Raw genomic sequence first — 17,139 nt, 5'->3', positions numbered from 1 at the left:
CCGGTAACCCGGGCCAGAAGGCAGGGATCAGTTTCCGCCAGCGTCCATCCGTCTGTTTTCGATTGCCGTTTCCAGCCAGCCGACTTTCATTTCCGGAACGGAAGAGAGCAGCAGGTCGGTATAGGCATCGAAAGGCGGGGTCAGAACTTCGCTTGCCGGGCCGTACCGCACGATCTCGCCGCGATACATCACCGCAATGGAATCGGCGATGGCTTTCACTGTTGCGAGGTCGTGGGTGATGAACAGATAGGCCACGTCTTCCTCTGCCTGCAATTCCAGCAGCAGTTCGAGGATGCCATGCGCCACCAGCGGGTCGAGCGCGGAGGTCACCTCATCGCAGATGATGAGCTTTGGCCGGGCGGCCAGTGCGCGCGCTATGCACACACGCTGCTTCTGGCCGCCTGAAAGCTCGGCCGGGTAGCGGTCGGCGAAACCCTTGCCCATCTCGATCTTGTCGAGCAGTTCGGCCACGCGCGCATCGCGCTCCCCGCCGCGCATGCCGAAATAGAACTCCAGCGGCCTGCCGATGATGGTGCCCACCGTCTGGCGGGGGTTCATCGCCACATCCGCCATCTGGTAGATCATCTGGAGCTGGCGCAGATCTTCTTTTGGCCGGTCGGCCAGCCGGTTGGCGAGGGTGCGCCCGTCGAAGGTGATGCTGCCCTGTTCCGGCGGCAAAAGGCCGGTGATGGCGCGCGCCAGCGTCGATTTGCCGGAGCCTGATTCACCCACCACCGCAAGCGTCTGGCCGGCATGAATGTCGACGCAGATGTCGCGCAGGACCTTCACCTGGCCGCCGCCATAGGAAGCGGTGACCTTGTCGACGGTGAGAATGGGAGCCGGCGAGGGCGCCTGCTCCTCATGGCTGATCGCATGCACCGAAACCAGCGCTTTTGTGTAGTCCTGCTTCGGCGCCTCGATGATCTGGCGCGTATCCCCCCATTCCACCGTCTTGCCATGGCGAAGCACCATGATGTCGTCGGCAACCTGTGCCACGACGGCGAGATCGTGGGTGATGTAGAGCGCCGCCACGCCCGTTTCCCGGATGGCGTTCTTGATCGCCGCCAGAACATCGATCTGGGTGGTGACGTCGAGCGCCGTGGTCGGCTCGTCGAAAACGATGAGGTCGGGCCTGGAGCACAGCGCCATGGCCGTCATGACGCGCTGCAGCTGTCCGCCCGATACCTGATGCGGATAGCGGTCGCCGATATTTTCCGGATCCGGCAGGCTGAGCTGGCGAAACAGGTCGACGGCGCGCTTTTGCGCCTCATCGCGGCTGGAGACGCCATGTTCGAGCGTGGCCTCGATCACCTGCTGCATGAGCTTGCGAGCAGGATTGAATGCAGCCGCCGCCGACTGGGCGACATAGCAGACCTCCTTGCCGCGTATCCTGCGCAATCCCCGCGCGTTGCCGAGAATGTCGCGGCCGTTGAGGATCACTTCGCCCCCGGTGATGCGCACGCCGCCGCGCCCGTAGCCCATCGAGGACAGGCCGATGGTCGATTTGCCCGCACCGGATTCGCCGATCAGCCCCAGAACCCTGCCGCGCCCGACCCTGAGCGATACGTCGTCCACGATGACGATGGTTTTCGGGTCTTCCCCCGGAGGGTAGACGGTCGCCTCGATGCGCAGGTTACGGATGTCGAGCACATCGTCTTGCGGGGCGGCCTGCCTGTCTGCCCGTTTCTGTTCAGCCATCGCCACGGCCTCCCTTCAGGTCGGAGGTGCGGTTCAGCACCCAGTCGGCAACCAGATTGACCGAGATTGCCAGAAGCGCGATCGCACCTGCCGGAATGAGCGCGGCGGGAATGCCGAACACGATGCCGTCCTTGTTCTCCTTGACCATGCCGCCCCAGTCCGCATCGGGCGGCTGCACGCCGAGGCCGAGAAAGGAGAGCGCCGACAGGAAAAGCACCGCGAAAATGAAGCGCAGGCCAAGCTCCGCCACCAGCGGCGACAGCGCATTGGGCAGGATTTCGCGGAATATGATCCATGAACGGCCTTCGCCGCGCAGCCTGGCGGCTTCCACGAAATCCATGACATTGATGTCCGCCGCCACGGCGCGCGCGAGGCGGTAGACGCGGGTGGCGTCGAGAATGCCCATGACGAGGATAAGCGTCACCAGCGTGGAAGGCAGCACCGACAGCACCACCAGCGCGAAGATCAGCGTCGGGATCGACATCAGAAGATCGACGAAGCGCGAAAGGGTCTGGTCGATCCAGCCGCCGACCACCGCCGCGGTGAAGCCGAGGACCGAGCCGAGGATGAAGGAGAGGGCGGTCGCCGTCACCGCGATGAAGATGGTGATGCGCGCCCCGTAGATCATGCGTGAGAGCAGGTCGCGGCCGAGATTGTCGGTGCCGAGCGGATGCGCGGCCGACATCGGCCCCCATACCTCGCCGACGATCTCGCCATTGCCGTAGGGCGCGATCCACGGCGCGAAAAGAGCCGCGAACAGGAACAGCGCGGTCAGCAGAAGGCCGACAAGGGCGCTTGGCGGAATATGTCTGATGTCAAACAAGGGCCGCCCTCACTTCGGATGCCGGAGACGAGGATTGGTCAGAATCGCAACAATGTCGGCGATGATGTTGAGGCCGATATAGACGGCGGCGAAGATCAGGCCCACGGCCTGTACCACCGGCACGTCGCGCTTGGAAACGTGATCGACCAGATACTGGCCCATGCCCGGATAGACGAAGATCACCTCGACCACGACGACGCCGACGACCAGATAGGCCAGGTTCAGCATCACCACGTTGACGATGGGCGCCACCGCATTGGGCATGGCGTGCCTGCGGATGACCTCGAACGCCGACAGCCCCTTCAGTTCCGCCGTCTCGATATAGGCCGACTGCATGACGTTGAGGATGGCGGCGCGGGTCATGCGCATCATGTGCGCCAGCACCACCAGCGTCAGCGTCAGGGCCGGAAGCGCGATGGCCTGCAGGCGCGCGCCGAACGACATGGTGTCGAAAACGGTCGAGCTGGCCGGGAACCATTGCAGTTTGACGGCGAAGAACAGAATGAACAGGTAACCGATGAAGAATTCCGGCAGCGAGGTAGAGGCAAGCGCGAAGCCCGAGATCGTCTTGTCGATGACCCCGTTGCGGTAGCGCACCGCCAGAAGCCCGAGCAGGATGGCCAGTGGCACCGAGATCACCGCCGCGCTGGTGGCGAGGAACAGTGTGTTCTTCAGCCGCCCGCCCAGCGCGTCGGCAATGTCGCGCCCGTTGGAAAGGGCGGTGCCGAAATCGCCCGTCAGCACGCCGCCCAGCCAGCGAAAATAGCGGATATAGGCCGGATCGTTGAGGCCTAGCTCCCGGCGCAGGTTTTCGAGCGCCTGCGGCGTGGCCGACTGTCCCAGAATGGACTGGGCGACATCACCGGGAAGGATCTGTGTGCCTGCGAAGATGAGCACGGACACGGCGAGGAGGAGCAGACCGCCCAGCACGAGACGCTGGGCGATCAGCCGCAGAATATGGGCACTTCCCATCCGTGCGCGTCTCAGCCCTGCTTCAGCCAGACGCGGATTGCCGCCTTCAGGTTCGAGGTCTCATGGTTGGGATCGAGGACCCAGCCCTGCACTTCCTCGCGATGGGCGTCGATGAAGTCGTTGAACATCGGCAGGATGAGGCCGCCGTCATCGCGCACGATGGTGGCCGCCTCGCGGTAGAGGTCGGTGCGCCTGGCAGTGTCCAGTTCGGCGCGCGCTTCGAGAATGATTTTGTCGAACTTCTCATTGAAGAAGCGCGTGTCGTTCCAGTCGGCGCCGGTGATATAGGCGGTCGAATACATGGAATCCTGCGTCGGCCGTCCGCCCCAGTAGGAAGCGCAGAAGGGCTGCTTGTTCCACACTTCCGTCCAGTAGCCGTCACCCGGCTCGCGCTGCACCTGGATCTGGATGCCCGCCTTTGCCGCACTTTGCTGGAAAAGCTGTGCGGCATCGACGGCACCGGGAAAGGCGACATCGGAGGTGCGCAGCAGGATGGGCCCGCTGTGGCCGGATTTCTCGTAGTGGAATTTCGCCTTGTCGGGATCGAAGCTGCGCTGCTCGATGCCTTCGGGATACAGCGCATAGCTCTTCGAGATGGGGAAGTCGTTGCCGACCGAGGCGTAGCCCTGCATGATCTGCTGGATCATCTGCTCGCGGTCGATGGCAAGCTTCAGCGCCAGCCGCAGGTCCGCATTGTCGAAGGGCGCCGTGTTGCAGAACATCGGGAAGATGTAGTGCCCCTTGGAGGGCACGTTGACGATCACCACGCCGGGCGCGCGCTTGAGCAGGGCAACCGTCTTCGGCTCGACGCGATTGATGATGTGCACCTGACCCGATTGCAGCGCGGCCATGCGGGCCGTGGTGTCGTTCATGACGATCACCTCGACCGAATCGACATGGCCGACATCGTCGTTCCAGTAGCCGTCATACTTCACCGACATGTGGCGCACGCCGGGCTCGTTGACCTCGACCTTGTAGGGGCCGGTGCCGATGCCGGCGGTCGGATCGTCGAAGCCGCCATTCGGCTGAATGATCAGGTGGTAGTCGGTCAGCAGCAGCGGCAGGTCGGCATTGCCGCGCTTGAGCTTGAAGACGACATTGTCGCCGTCGACCACGACTTCGTTGATGTCACCGAGAATGCCAACGGCGGCCGACTTGGTCTCGGCATCGGAATGGCGGCGTATGGTCTGGGCAACGTCTTCGGGAGAGAGTTCCTTGCCGTTATGGAAGGTCACGCCCTTGCGGATCTTGAACGACCATTCGGTCGCATCGGGCGAAGCGTCCCAGGATTCAGCAAGCACCGGCTGGGCGCTGCCGTCTGCCGGCGACTGGATGGCCAGGGTCTCACCCCATGTGCAGCCGAAATTCTGCGGCACCTGCGTCAGAAACTGGGCCGGGTCGAGGCTGTTGGTGGATTCACCCCCAACCAGCCCCATTTTCAGCGCGCCGCCTTTCTGGGGTGTCTGGGCCTGCGCCGCGCCCGAGAGCATCGTGTTTGCCAGCGCGGCACTCACGCCCAGTGCAGCGGCCCGGCCGAGAAAATCGCGGCGGCTGAGCCTGCCCGTGGCAACTGCACGGCTTAAAAAATCGAGTTCCGCTGACATATTCAGAGCTCCCTTATCTCTTTGTCTGGACCTTGCGGCCGTTCTTATTCTTCTGATTACGGGGAATAATGGGACCTGGGTCAACCCCGCACCGGACGGAATGCGACACGCTCTGGCGTAATTTGTATGTCGCATCTGGAGCAATAAACTGCCCAGCGCACCGTAACGGATACGTCGTAAATAGACAAGAAACGCCGTTTTTAGCGGGTTTGCGGCGTAACGGCAGCGCCGGAACGCAAATTTTTTGAAAATGATAAAGCCGCCGCCCGGTCGGGCGGCGGCGCTTCCAAATGTCGCGAAAAAGACGGTTCCGTCAGTTGAGCGGTATGTCGTTATCCTGCTTTCCGGACTGATAGACCGCCGACAATTCGTCATAGCGCGCAGCGATATCTTCTATGCGCTTTGCCAGCCGCGTCCGCTCCGGCTCCGGTGCCTCGCGGGCAAGCCTGCGAATGGAAAAGCTCTTCCAGTAGGCGTTTTCGGCATTGTAGCCGCCCGGTTCCAGCGTGAAGACCTCCTTGAGGATCTTCAGGTCATGGGGAATGGCGAAGCTGTCGCGTGAATCCTCATGGCTGAACAGATAGTAGAAATTATCGAAACCGGCCCATGTGATGGCCGACAGGCACAGCGAGCAGGGTTCGTGCGTGGAGACGAAAATCGCCTCCTTCGTATCGACCCGTTCGGCCTTCGGCATTTCGTAGAACCGCTTCAGGCAGTGCATTTCACCATGCCAGAGCGGGTTTTCGGTCTCGTTGTTGGTTTCGGCCAGAATCAGCGAGCGGTCGGATTTTCGCAGAAGAGCGGCGCCGAAAAGCTTGTTTCCCTGTTCCACGCTGGCCGCCGTCTTCGGCACGATGTCGCTTTCGATCACGTCGAGCAGGCGGTCGATCAGGGAAACGTCGCTCATGCGGCAAAACCTTCCGGAAGCTGGATTTCATAAGGGTGGGAGAAGTAGAATTCTTCCAGATTGGAGCCGTCACCGCCGCGGTCGACCACGACGAAATTCTGCGGCTCGCCAATCGGCGTCAGCACGCCGTGCCAGACATTGCGATGATAGTTCACGCCCTGTCCGGGCGCGGTGACGAAAGCTTGCGGCACGCCGGGACCATCGGGCTCGTCGGGGCAGACCACGACCAGAAACGGGCGCGGTGACAGTGGCATGAAGGCCTGACTGCCGAAAGGGTGGCGCTCCACCATGGAAAGCTGGAGCGGAAACGCATAGGGCGTGCCGCAGAAAATCGAGACCAGGACCCGGCAATTGGGTCCCGTGACCTCGACCTTTGCAAGATCGTGATAGCGCTCGCATTTGCCCGCATTGATCGGGTAATGCGTGTCGCAATCGGTGTCGATGACATCGCCGAAGGCTGCGAAGCTGTCGCGTGTCAGCGGCCGTGCGACGATCGTTGTGGTCATTCCTGTCTCCCGAATCCACCGAGCGTCGCGTGGCGATTCACGTCCTTGTAGAGCAGGTAGCGGAAATTGCTTGGACCGCCCGCATAGCACGCCTGCGGGCAGAAGGCGCGCAGCCACATGTAATCGCCGGCCTCCACCTCGACCCAGTCCTGATTGAGCCGGTACACAGCCTTGCCTTCCAGCACATAGAGCCCGTGCTCCATGACGTGGGTTTCGGGGAAGGGAATGATGCCGCCCGGCTTGAAGGTGACGATGGTGACATGCATGTCGTGGCGCACATCCACCGGGTCGACGAAACGGGTGGTCGCCCATTTTCCGTCGGTATCGGGCATGGCGACGGGCTCGATGTCGTTCTCATTGGTGAAGATCGGATCGGGCACGTCGATGCCGTCGACGAATTCGTAGGCCTTGCGGATCCAGTGGAAACGGGCCGTCTGCGCGCCCTCGTTGCGCAGCGTCCAGCCGCTGGCCGGCGGCAGGAAGGCATAGCCGCCCGGCGTGAGGCGGTGCGGCTTGCCGTCGAGCGTCACCGTGATTTCGCCTTCGACCACGAACAGCACGGCTTCGGCGTTGGCATCTGGCTCAGGCCGGTCGCTGCCGCCGCCCGGCTGCACTTCCATGATGTATTGCGAGAAGGTTTCGGCGAAGCCGGAGAGCGGACGGGCGATGACCCACAGGCGCGTCTTGTCCCAGAAGGGCAGGTAGGAGGCGACGATGTCGCTGAACTCCCGGCGCGGGATCACTGCATAGGCATCCGTGAAGACGGCGCGGTCGGTGATCAGGTCGCTCTGGGGCGGCAGACCGCCTTGCGGGGCATAATAGGTGCGTTTTGGCATGGCGGTCATGTCCATGATTGGGTTCCTACAGGGGAAGGAGATCTCTGAGGCGGTGCAGGGCGATGCGCTCGACTTGCCGGCAGGCCGTTGCGAACTCCGTGTCGCGGTCGTTATCGATGCGGGTTTGGAACGCGGCGAGAATGCTCGCCTTTGTGTTGTCCTTGACCGCGATGATGAAGGGGAAGCCGAACTTCTCCACATAGGCGGAATTGAGCCGGGTGAAGGTCTCGCGCTCCGCGTCGGTCAGCGCGTCCAGCCCGGCGGAAGCCTGTTCGGCGGTCGATTCGGGCGTCAGGCGTCTGGCCTGCGCCAGCTTGCCGGCAAGGTCGGGGTGGGCGGTCAGCACACCCAGACGCTCGGTTTCGCTGGCCGAGCGGAAAGCGCGGCAGAGCGCATTGTGCAACCCGCCGGCGCTGTCATGGGCGGGGCCCAGTTCCAGCTGCCACGCGCGCTCGGCGATCCATGGCGAATGCTCGAAGATGCCGCCGAAGGCCTTGACGAAACTCGACTCGTCCATGCGCGAGGGTCGCAGCGCCGGAGCCTTGTAGGGATGATGCTCCTGCCAGTGGCGGGCAATGTCGATGCGGCGCGGCAGCCAGACCTTGTCGTGGCTTTTGACATAGTCGATGAAGCGCTTCAGCGCCGCCACGCGGCCCGGACGCCCGATCAGCCGGCAATGCAGGCCGACCGACATCATCTTCGCCTTGCCACCCCTGCCTTCCGCATAAAGCGTGTCGAAAGCGTCCTTCAGATAGGTGAAGAACTGCTCGCCTTCGGTAAAGCCGGCCTGAATGGCAAAGCGCATGTCGTTGGCATCGAGCGTGTAGGGAATGACCAGTTGCGGAGCAATGGCGTTGCCGTGGCCGTCATGGTCGAGCCAGTAGGGCAGGTCGTCGTCATAGGTGTCGGAGATATAGTCGAAGCCGCCTTCGGCAGCCGCCAGCCGGACCGACCACACGGATGTGCGGCCAAGATACATGCCCTGCGGCCGTTCGCCGGTCACCTCCGTGTGCAGGCGGATCGCCTCGATGAGGTCGGCGCGCTCGGCGTCTTCCTCGTGGTCGCGATAGTCGATCCAGCGCAGGCCATGGGAGGCGATTTCCCAGTCCGCAGCCTGCATGGCGGCGACCTGATCGGGGGAGCGGGCAAGCGCGGAGGCCACGCCATAGACCGTGACCGGCACCTTGGCTTCGGTGAACAGCCGGTGCAGCCGCCAGAAGCCGGCGCGGGCGCCGTACTCGTAAATGGATTCCATGTTCCAGTGGCGTTTGCCCGGCCATGGCACGGCACCCGTCACCTCCGAAAGGAAGGCTTCCGAGGCCTTGTCGCCATGCAGAATGCAGTTTTCGCCGCCTTCCTCGTAATTGACCACGAATTGCACCGCGACATGCGCGCCGCCCGGCCATGCCGCATCCGGTGGATTGGCCCCATAGCCGCGCATGTCACGCAGATAACGCATGTTTGAAAACTCCGGGCTGGCAATTACGGTCGACAGAGTACCCAAAGGGAAGGGGCTGCATTCCCCTCAAAAAATTTGAAAGTGTTTTTGGGCTCCAGTCAGGCGGCGGCTCTTATATGGCGCTGCTAAATGGCGCACAATCAAATGCTGCAATTATGACATATGCTGCATATTCGGCGTACCTTGAACGGGAGGCGAACAGGTGGGAGCAACGGCAGAGGCGGCGGGTGGCCGTCTGACAACGCATGTGCTTGATACGGCATCGGGCCGGCCCGCAGCAGGGCTGTCCATCGAACTGTTTCACATCGAGGGCGATCGCCGCACCTCCGTGAAGACCGTTGTCACCAATTCCGATGGCCGCTGTGACGCGCCGCTTCTGGCCGGTGATGAATTCAGGACCGGCGAATATGAACTGGTGTTCGCTGCGGGCGACTATCTGCGGGGGCAGGGCAATGCGCTTCCGGAGCCTGCCTTCCTCGACATCGTGCCGATCCGGTTTGGCATGGCGGAACCGAAGCACTATCATGTGCCTTTACTGATATCGCCCTACGGATACTCCACCTATCGGGGGAGCTAAAGCGATGGCCGCAGCAATACGCAACGAGCTACGCTTCATTCTGAACGACCGTGATGTGGTGCTGACCTCCGCAGCTCCGGACATGACGCTGCTCGACTGGCTGCGCCTGTCGCAAAACCTGCGCGGCACCAAGGAAGGCTGCGCCGAGGGCGACTGCGGGGCCTGCACGGTTCTGGTCGGCAAGCGGGTGGGCGATGAACTCGTCTATGAAGGCGTCAACGCCTGCATCCGCTTCATGGGATCGCTCGATTGCTGTCATGTCGTGACGGTCGAGCATCTGGCGCCGAACGAGGGCAGGCTGCATCCGGTGCAGCAGGCGATGGTCGATTTCCACGGCTCGCAATGCGGGTTCTGCACGCCGGGCTTCGTCATGTCGCTCTACGGGTTGTGGATGCGTTCGCCAAATCCCTCCGATTTCGAGATCGAGAAGGCGCTGCAGGGCAATCTGTGCCGCTGCACCGGCTATGAGGCGATCATCCGCTCCGCGCGCGCCATCTCCACCTATGGCAGGGTGAGTGAGGACCCGCTGGCCAATGAGCGCGCCTCGATCCTCGCGCGGCTGGTGCGGATGGACGATGGCACCCGCGTCGAGGTCGGCGAGGGCAGTGCGCGCCTGATCGTGCCGGCCAATGTCGATGATCTTGCCGCGGTGCTGGAGGCGGAGCCGAAGGCGACTGTCGTAGCGGGCTCTACCGATGTCGGGCTCTGGGTTACCAAGATGATGCGCAACATTTCGCCGGCCGTTTTCATCGGCGGCGTGCGGGAACTGCGCTCCATGAGCGAGGAGAACGGCGTCATCACCATCGGCGCCGGCGTCACCTACAACGAAGCCTTCGGCTTCCTGTCGCAGCGTATTCCGGCACTTGGTGCTTTGGTGGCCCGCATCGGCGGCGAGCAGGTCCGCAACATGGGAACCATCGGCGGCAACATCGCCAATGGCTCGCCGATCGGCGATACGCCGCCGCCGCTGATCGCGCTTGGCAGCAGGCTCACCCTGCGCAAGGGCAGCGAAAGGCGTACCATCCCGCTGGAAGAGTTCTTCATCGCCTATGGCAAGCAGGATCGTCAGCCGGGCGAGTTCGTCGAGGCCGTTCATGTGCCGGTGCCGGGCGAAGGCATCCACTATGCCGTGCACAAGATTTCCAAGCGGCGCGAGGAAGACATCACCGCAACGCTGGGCGCGTTTTTTCTCGAACTTGCCGGCGATGGCACGGTGAAGGAAATCCGCATTGCCTATGGCGGCATGGCGGCGACACCGAAACGGGCAAGCGCGGTTGAGGCCGCGCTGACCGGAAAACCGTGGACGGAAGCGACGATCGAAGCGGCCATCCCTGCTTATGAGCAGGATTTCGCACCGCTGACCGATATGCGCGCCACGGCGGAATATCGCATGCTGGCGGCGAAGAACCTGTTGCGCCGCTTCCATCTGGAAACATCCGGGTCGAAGGTCCCGGCGCGCGTATCGAGATATACCGTTGCGGCCTGAGTGGCCGCGAGGTGCTTAGGCACCGGGGAGGCAGGATCGATGACGAAGCACACAAGCAATCTCAAGGCCGAGAAGATCGTCGGCGGCGTCCACGCATCGCCGCGCCATGATTCCGCGCACAAGCACGTGACCGGCACGGCAGTCTATATCGACGATATCGTGGAGCCTTTCGGCACGCTTCATGCGGGCCTCGGTCTCGCCAATGTCGCCCATGGCACCATCCGCTCGATGGATCTGTCCGCGGTGCGGGCGGCTCCCGGCGTGGTCGATGTGCTGACGGCCAGCGACGTTCCCGGCGTCAACGAGATTTCGCCCAGCGGCATGAATGACGATCCGGTACTGGCCGACGGCAAGGTGGAGTTCCACGGCCAGCCGATCTTCTGCGTGATCGCCGAGACGCGTGAGCAGGCGCGCCGCGCCGCGCGGCTGGCGAAGATCGAATATGAGGAACTGCCGGCGGTCATCGATATCTGGGATGTCGATGTCGAAACCCACAGGCAGGTAACGACGCCGCTGACGCTGAAGCGCGGCGATTCCGCCGCCGCCCTTGCCAGCGCGCCGCGTCGGGTCAAGGGCCGCATGCGCCTTGGCGGGCAGGACCATTTCTATCTTGAGGGGCAGGTGTCGCTGGCCATTCCGGGCGAGGACGAGGACGTCCTCGTCTACTGCTCGACGCAGGGACCGAGCGAAACCCAGCACATGGTCGCCCATGCGCTGGGGGTTCCGAGCCATTCAGTCGCCATCGAGGTGCGCCGCATGGGCGGCGGCTTCGGCGGCAAGGAAACGCAGGCCAACCAGTGCGCGGCGCTGGCGGCCATCGCCGCCAAGAAGCTGAAGCGCGCCGTCAAGCTGCGTCTCGACCGCGACGAGGACATGACCGCGACCGGCAAGCGGCACGATTTCGCCATCGACTACGATGTCGGCTTCGACGATGAGGGCCGCATTCTCGGTATCGAATACACCTTTGCGCTGCGCGCCGGTTTTTCGGCGGACCTCTCAGGTCCGGTGGGCGACCGTGCCCTGTTCCATTGCGACAACGCCTATTTCTTCCCGCATGTGCTTGCGAAATCAGCGCCGCTCTACACCAACACCGTGTCGAACACGGCCTTCCGTGGCTTCGGCGGGCCGCAGGGCATGGTGGGCGCGGAGCGCGTCATCGACGAGGTGGCCTTCGCGGTCGGCAAGGACCCGCTGGAAATCCGCAAGCTGAATTTCTACGACGCGATGGGCGTGGAGGGGACACGCAATCTCACGCCCTATCACCAGAAGGTCGAGGACTGCATCATCCAGCGCATCGTGGCCGAGCTGGAAGAGAGCGCCGACTATGCCGGGCGGCGCAAGGCGATTGCCGAGTTCAATGCCGGAAGTCCGGTGGTCAAGCGGGGGCTGGCGCTGACGCCGGTGAAATTCGGCATCTCCTTCACCAAGACCGAGTCCAACCAGGCCGGCGCGCTGGTGCATGTCTACACCGACGGTTCGGTTCACATGAACCACGGCGGCACCGAGATGGGACAGGGCCTGCATCTGAAGGTCGCGCAGGTTGTCGCGGAAGAATTCCAGATCGATCTCGACCGTGTGAAGATCACCGCCACCACCACGGCCAAGGTGCCCAACACCTCGCCGACGGCGGCCTCATCGGGCGCGGACCTCAACGGCATGGCCGCACAGGACGCAGCGCGGCAGATCAAGGACCGCCTGATCGACTTTGCCGCCGAAAAGCACCAGATTCCGCGTGATCAGGTGGTGTTCCTGCCCAACCGGGTGCGCGTCGGCAACGAGGAGATCGCCTTCAACGAGCTGGTCAGGCAGGCCTACATGAACCGCATCCAGCTCTCGGCTGCGGGTTTCTACAAGACGCCGAAAATCCACTGGGACCGCGCCAAAGGGCGTGGCCACGCTTTCTACTACTATGCCTATGGCGCCGCCTGTTCGGAAGTCTCGGTCGATACGCTGACCGGCGAGTATGTCGTGGAACGCACCGATATCCTGCATGACACCGGCCGTTCGCTGAACAAGGCCATCGACATCGGGCAGGTCGAGGGCGGCTTCATTCAGGGCATGGGCTGGCTGACCACCGAGGAATTGTGGTGGGACGACAAGGGCCGCCTGCGCACCCATGCGCCTTCTACCTACAAGATACCGCTGGCATCCGATCGGCCGAAGATCTTCAACGTGGCGCTGACCGACTGGTCGGAAGCCTATGAGCCGACCATCCATCGTTCCAAGGCCGTGGGCGAGCCGCCGCTGCCGCTGGGGCTTGCGGTGCTGCATGCATTGTCGGATGCCGTCGCCAGCGTTGCCGATCACCGGATCTGTCCGCGCCTTGACGCACCGGCCACGCCGGAACGGGTGCTGATGGCCGTGGAGCGGCTGAAGGCGCAGCTTGCAAAGTAGCGCTGTGCGTGTTGGGAGCCTATCTTAAGGGCATGAGAGATTTGTCTGTTTGCAAAGCCGGGACATGTGCGGAGGCATGAAGTGGCCTCGACCGTTCGCAATCTGAAGTCCTTCCTTGCCGGTGCGGGCAGGTTCGCGCAGGTCAGGGTCGCGGGAACCAAAGGCTCCACGCCGCGTGAGGCCGGCACATGGATGCTGGTGTCGATGCTGACCACATACGGCACCATCGGCGGCGGCCAGCTCGAATATATGGCGATCGACAAGGCCCGGCAGGTTCTCGGCAGACCCGACGATGCGTCCACCATGCTCGATGTACCGCTGGGTCCGGAAATCGGCCAGTGCTGCGGAGGACGCGTCGAGGTTGAAATCCGGCTTGGCGACGACGAGCTGGCATCCGCGCTGATCCGCGAGGCGGAGCAGGAGGAGGCGGGCTTGCCTCACTTCTATATCTTCGGCGGCGGCCATGTCGGCAAGGCGATCGCGGCGGCTGTGGCGCTTCTGCCCGTGCGCGCGATCGTCGTCGAAACCCGGGCTAACGAACTGGAAGGTATTTCGTCCGGCGTGGAAACGATGCTGACGCCGATGCCGGAAGAGGCGGTGCGAGCGGCGCCTGCCGGATCGGCCTTCGCCATCCTGACCCACGACCACGCGCTGGATTTCCTGATCGTTGCCGAAGCCCTGAAGCGCAGCGACGCCGCCTATGTCGGGATGATCGGCTCGAAAACCAAGAAGGCCACCTTCCGAAGCTGGTTTCTCAAGACCGCGGGCGGCACGGAAATGCAGTTCGCGCGGCTGATTTCGCCGATTGGCGGCGAGGCGGTGCGCGACAAGCGGCCCGCGGTGATCGCAGCACTTGCCGCCGCCGAGATCATGTCGTCGCTGGCGTTCTACGTTGTCGGGCAGCGCAGCCTGTCTGCCATGTCTGAGGCAGGAAAAAGCAACGCCGCCCGGTCCGGATCGTAGGGCCGTTATTCCTTTTCCTGGGTATGGGCTTCCAGGAACCACAGGAACTTGTCGAGCGAGCGCGAATAGGCCGTGAAGATGTCGGCTGTATCGGCGTCACCGGCTTCGTCCGTCTCACTGATGGCATCACGCGCGCCCTTGGCAGCAGCCGCATAGGCCTCGATGAGAGCCGCCAGATGGTCCTTGGTCTTGTGGATTTCGGTCGGGTATGGCTTGAGGGTGGTTTCCTTCGCAACCACCTGCGACGTTCCATAAGCGGTGCCGCCGAGCTGCACGGCGCGTTCGGCTATGGTGTCGACATGCTCGTCCAGTTCAGTCCGGAATGTATCGAGCATCTCGTGAATGGCGATGAACTGGGGACCCTTCACGTTCCAGTGTGCCTGCTTGGTGATCAGCGCAAGATCGATGGCATCCGCCAGCCGCGCGTTCAGTACCTCGATTGAGGACGCGCGCGTGTTGGATTTCAGGTCGTTATGTGTCTGGATCGTTGCCATTGGGAAGCTCCATTCAGTTGCTGTTCGACGGGGCGCGGCAAAAACCCCGCCCCCTCACACAACAATGTGCGCTTCCGCAATCGGTTCCTCAAGCGTGCTGCGGCTTTTTGGCAGCTGTATCGGCCGGCTCGTCCGGGGATCGCGGTTCCAATGCGTCGCGAATGAGCCTCTGGCAGCGTTCCGCCATGAAATCGAGCAGCAGACGCACTTTCGGGTCCTGCAGCTTCTTGTGCGGATAGACGGCGGCAAGCTGCACCGGAGTTGGCGGGGTCTGCTGAAGAATGACGCGCAGGCGTCCCTGTCGCAGATAGGGCTCCACCTCGAAACGCGGTTTGTTGACGATGCCACGCCCGCCAAGCGCCCATTCCGTCAGCACGTCGCCGTCGTCACTGTCGTAGGGCCCGCGAAACTCGAATTTCTGCGGCCCGTTCGGCGTTTGCAGGATCCAGTAGAACTCGCGCGATCCCGGAAAGCGCAGCATCAGGCAATCGTGCTTGTTCTGGATCAGTTCGTTGATGTCGGCCGGCTCGCCACGCCGTTCCAGATAGTCCGGCGAGGCAACCAGCACCCGCTCGCATTCCAGAATACCGCGCAGGCGCAGCGAAGAATCCTCGATCACCCCCAGCCGGAACGCGACGTCGATGCCCTCTTTCAGAATATCGACATTGTGGTCGGAGAGCCGCAGGCGCACCTCTATGTCGGGATATTTGTCGTGGAACTCCGGAATGCCCGAGGCGATCAGGCGCCGGCCAAGCCCCAGCGGCGCGGTGACACGGATGGTGCCGCGCGGCTGGCCGGACAGAGCCGTCACCGCCGCCTCGGCCTCGGCGACTGCATCGAGGATCTGCTTCGCGCCGGTGTAAAAAACATTGCCCTGCTCGGTCGGCATCAACTGGCGCGTGGTGCGGTTGAAAAGCCGCACTCCGAGGTGCTTTTCCAGCTCCTTGATACGGTTCGACGCGACGGCCGGCGAAATGCGCATATCCCGCCCTGCCGCCGACAGGTTTCCCAGTTCGACGACACGGACGAAAACGGCGATATTGTCGAGATAGGCCATGCGGGTTTCGTGGCTTTCATGCGGCTGCGTGGAACGACAATAGTATTTTCCATTTTTTTTTGAAAGTCATCGGGCCAATGGGCTCTTTTCGTTCGCAGGACAGTCCGTAAAGTTGTCGTCTGCCGACAAGGGGTGGAGCATGCTGGATTTCGCTATTTTCTGGGACTGGTTGTCGTTTGCCGTGCGCTGGCTGCACGTCATCACCGCCATTGCGTGGATCGGCTCGTCCTTCTACTTCGTCGCCCTCGATCTCGGCCTGCGCCAGCGTGCCGGCCTGCCTGAAGGCGCGTTCGGCGAGGAGTGGCAGGTCCACGGCGGCGGCTTCTATCACATCCAGAAATATCTGGTCGCGCCGGCGGCCATGCCCGAACACCTGACATGGTTCAAATGGGAGAGCTACGCCACCTGGCTGTCCGGCTTCGCGCTTTTGTGCGTGGTCTACTATGCCAGCGCGGACCTCTTCCTGATCGATCCCAACGTGCTCGACGTGTCGGTTCCCGTCGGCATCGGCATTTCGCTGGCCACCATCGGCGTCGGCTGGCTGGCCTACGACAATCTGTGCAAGCTCTTCCTCGGCAAGAGCGACACCGGCCTGATGATCTTCCTCTACTGCATTCTGGTGTTCATCGCCTGGGGGCTGACGCATCTGTTCACCGGCCGCGCCGCCTTCCTGCATCTGGGCGCCATCACGGCGACCATCATGTCGGCCAACGTCTTCATGGTCATCATTCCCAACCAGAAGATCGTGGTCGCTGACCTCATCGCCGGCCGCAAGCCGGACCCGAAATACGGCAAGATCGCCAAGCAGCGCTCGGTACACAACAACTACCTGACGCTGCCGGTGCTGTTCCTGATGCTGTCGAACCACTACCCGCTGGCGTTCGGCACGCAGTACAACTGGGTGATCGCCTCGCTGGTGTTCCTGATCGGCGTGCTGATCCGCCATTATTTCAACACCGGCCATGCCCGCAAGGGCAACCCGACCTGGACCTGGCTGGCGGCGGCCATCCTGTTCGTCATCATCATCTGGCTGTCGACCGTGCCGAAGGTGCTGACCGGCGAGCCGAAGGCAGCAGCTACGGCAACGGGTGAAGTCTATATCGCCTCGACGCATTTTCCCGCCGTGCGCAACACGGTGATGGGGCGCTGCGCCATGTGCCATGCATCCGAGCCTTTCTATGACGGCATCTATCATGCGCCCAAGGGCGTGGTTCTGGACAGCGACGAGGCGATCGCCTCCCATGCCCGCGAAATCTATCTTCAGGCAGGCCGCAGCCATGCCATGCCGCCCGCCAACGTTACCCAGATGACCGACCGGGAACGCCAGTTGCTCATTGCATGGTTCGAAGACGGGCGCGAATGA

The 17,139-nt window shown here is 62.8% G+C and carries 15 protein-coding genes; 5 read left to right on the top strand and 10 right to left on the bottom strand.

The window, feature by feature from the left end:
• Window positions 1–27: 27 nt before the first annotated feature.
• The 8 genes from AC5XE7_RS13100 to puuE all read right to left on the bottom strand — a co-directional run bounded on the left by AC5XE7_RS13100 (window position 28) and on the right by puuE (window position 8,805).
• On the bottom strand, window positions 28–1,698 hold the full coding sequence (locus AC5XE7_RS13100) for an ABC transporter ATP-binding protein (RefSeq protein WP_495366343.1): 1,671 nt from the start codon (window positions 1,696–1,698) through the stop codon (window positions 28–30).
• Window positions 1,691–2,521: an ABC transporter permease gene (locus AC5XE7_RS13095; RefSeq protein ID WP_239800721.1), complete on the bottom strand. Its 831-nt coding sequence runs from the start codon at window positions 2,519–2,521 to the stop codon at window positions 1,691–1,693. The genes AC5XE7_RS13100 and AC5XE7_RS13095 overlap by 8 nt, the downstream gene beginning before the upstream one ends.
• 9 nt (window positions 2,522–2,530) lie before the next feature.
• Window positions 2,531–3,493: an ABC transporter permease gene (locus AC5XE7_RS13090; RefSeq protein WP_495366344.1), complete on the bottom strand. Its 963-nt coding sequence runs from the start codon at window positions 3,491–3,493 to the stop codon at window positions 2,531–2,533.
• 11 nt (window positions 3,494–3,504) lie between these two features.
• Window positions 3,505–5,097 (bottom strand): ABC transporter substrate-binding protein, encoded by a 1,593-nt coding sequence (locus AC5XE7_RS13085; RefSeq protein WP_495366345.1) that lies wholly within the window; start codon window positions 5,095–5,097, stop codon window positions 3,505–3,507.
• A 313-nt stretch (window positions 5,098–5,410) separates the two neighbouring features.
• Window positions 5,411–6,004, bottom strand: coding sequence for a nucleoside deaminase (locus AC5XE7_RS13080; protein WP_495366346.1), 594 nt, complete (start codon window positions 6,002–6,004; stop codon window positions 5,411–5,413).
• Window positions 6,001–6,510: an ureidoglycolate lyase gene (locus tag AC5XE7_RS13075; protein ID WP_495366347.1), complete on the bottom strand. Its 510-nt coding sequence runs from the start codon at window positions 6,508–6,510 to the stop codon at window positions 6,001–6,003. The genes AC5XE7_RS13080 and AC5XE7_RS13075 overlap by 4 nt, the downstream gene beginning before the upstream one ends.
• Window positions 6,507–7,346 carry a bifunctional allantoicase/(S)-ureidoglycine aminohydrolase gene (locus AC5XE7_RS13070; RefSeq protein WP_495366411.1) on the bottom strand — a complete coding sequence of 280 codons (840 nt, stop codon included), beginning with the start codon at window positions 7,344–7,346 and terminating at the stop codon, window positions 6,507–6,509. The genes AC5XE7_RS13075 and AC5XE7_RS13070 overlap by 4 nt, the downstream gene beginning before the upstream one ends.
• 25 nt (window positions 7,347–7,371) lie before the next feature.
• Window positions 7,372–8,805: an allantoinase PuuE gene (gene puuE, locus AC5XE7_RS13065; protein WP_495366348.1), complete on the bottom strand. Its 1,434-nt coding sequence runs from the start codon at window positions 8,803–8,805 to the stop codon at window positions 7,372–7,374.
• A gap of 202 nt (window positions 8,806–9,007) precedes the next feature.
• On the opposite strand from puuE, the gene uraH reads away from it, so the two are divergent.
• The 4 genes from uraH to xdhC all read left to right on the top strand — a co-directional run bounded on the left by uraH (window position 9,008) and on the right by xdhC (window position 14,225).
• On the top strand, window positions 9,008–9,382 hold the full coding sequence (gene uraH, locus AC5XE7_RS13060) for a hydroxyisourate hydrolase (RefSeq protein WP_495366349.1): 375 nt from the start codon (window positions 9,008–9,010) through the stop codon (window positions 9,380–9,382).
• Window positions 9,383–9,386: 4 nt separating this feature from the next.
• Entirely contained in the window at window positions 9,387–10,868 is a 1,482-nt protein-coding gene (xdhA, locus tag AC5XE7_RS13055) for a xanthine dehydrogenase small subunit (RefSeq protein ID WP_495366350.1), read from the top strand.
• A 39-nt stretch (window positions 10,869–10,907) separates the two neighbouring features.
• Window positions 10,908–13,262: a xanthine dehydrogenase molybdopterin binding subunit gene (xdhB, locus tag AC5XE7_RS13050; RefSeq protein ID WP_495366351.1), complete on the top strand. Its 2,355-nt coding sequence runs from the start codon at window positions 10,908–10,910 to the stop codon at window positions 13,260–13,262.
• 81 nt (window positions 13,263–13,343) lie between these two features.
• Window positions 13,344–14,225 (top strand): xanthine dehydrogenase accessory protein XdhC, encoded by an 882-nt coding sequence (xdhC, locus tag AC5XE7_RS13045; protein WP_495366352.1) that lies wholly within the window; start codon window positions 13,344–13,346, stop codon window positions 14,223–14,225.
• A 5-nt stretch (window positions 14,226–14,230) separates the two neighbouring features.
• Here the strand turns inward: xdhC and dps are convergent, their stop codons facing one another.
• The gene (gene dps, locus AC5XE7_RS13040; protein WP_280199784.1) at window positions 14,231–14,719 is read right to left on the bottom strand and encodes a DNA starvation/stationary phase protection protein Dps; all 489 of its coding nucleotides are present in this window, start codon (window positions 14,717–14,719) and stop codon (window positions 14,231–14,233) included.
• 88 nt (window positions 14,720–14,807) lie between these two features.
• Window positions 14,808–15,776, bottom strand: a complete 969-nt coding sequence (locus AC5XE7_RS13035; protein ID WP_495366353.1) for a LysR family transcriptional regulator — start codon at window positions 15,774–15,776, stop codon at window positions 14,808–14,810.
• Window positions 15,777–15,915: 139 nt separating this feature from the next.
• On the opposite strand from AC5XE7_RS13035, the gene AC5XE7_RS13030 reads away from it, so the two are divergent.
• The gene (locus AC5XE7_RS13030; RefSeq protein WP_495366354.1) at window positions 15,916–17,139 is read left to right on the top strand and encodes a urate hydroxylase PuuD; all 1,224 of its coding nucleotides are present in this window, start codon (window positions 15,916–15,918) and stop codon (window positions 17,137–17,139) included.

It is taken from the genome of Aquamicrobium sp. YD-1-mutant5, from assembly GCF_059509755.1.
The sequence above is the reverse complement of the archived record's forward strand: the minus strand, read 5'-3'. Positions and strand labels throughout refer to the sequence as shown.

Coding starts and splice junctions, on each gene's coding strand:
- AC5XE7_RS13100 (WP_495366343.1), bottom strand. CDS start 1,698: ATGGCTGAACAGAAACGGGCAGACAGGCAGGCCGCCCCGCAAGACGAT.
- AC5XE7_RS13090 (WP_495366344.1), bottom strand. CDS start 3,493: ATGGGAAGTGCCCATATTCTGCGGCTGATCGCCCAGCGTCTCGTGCTG.
- AC5XE7_RS13085 (WP_495366345.1), bottom strand. CDS start 5,097: ATGTCAGCGGAACTCGATTTTTTAAGCCGTGCAGTTGCCACGGGCAGG.
- AC5XE7_RS13080 (WP_495366346.1), bottom strand. CDS start 6,004: ATGAGCGACGTTTCCCTGATCGACCGCCTGCTCGACGTGATCGAAAGC.
- AC5XE7_RS13075 (WP_495366347.1), bottom strand. CDS start 6,510: ATGACCACAACGATCGTCGCACGGCCGCTGACACGCGACAGCTTCGCA.
- AC5XE7_RS13070 (WP_495366411.1), bottom strand. CDS start 7,346: ATGCCAAAACGCACCTATTATGCCCCGCAAGGCGGTCTGCCGCCCCAG.
- puuE (WP_495366348.1), bottom strand. CDS start 8,805: ATGCGTTATCTGCGTGACATGCGCGGCTATGGGGCCAATCCACCGGAT.
- xdhA (WP_495366350.1), top strand. CDS start 9,387: ATGGCCGCAGCAATACGCAACGAGCTACGCTTCATTCTGAACGACCGT.
- xdhB (WP_495366351.1), top strand. CDS start 10,908: ATGACGAAGCACACAAGCAATCTCAAGGCCGAGAAGATCGTCGGCGGC.
- dps (WP_280199784.1), bottom strand. CDS start 14,719: ATGGCAACGATCCAGACACATAACGACCTGAAATCCAACACGCGCGCG.
- AC5XE7_RS13035 (WP_495366353.1), bottom strand. CDS start 15,776: ATGGCCTATCTCGACAATATCGCCGTTTTCGTCCGTGTCGTCGAACTG.
- AC5XE7_RS13030 (WP_495366354.1), top strand. CDS start 15,916: ATGCTGGATTTCGCTATTTTCTGGGACTGGTTGTCGTTTGCCGTGCGC.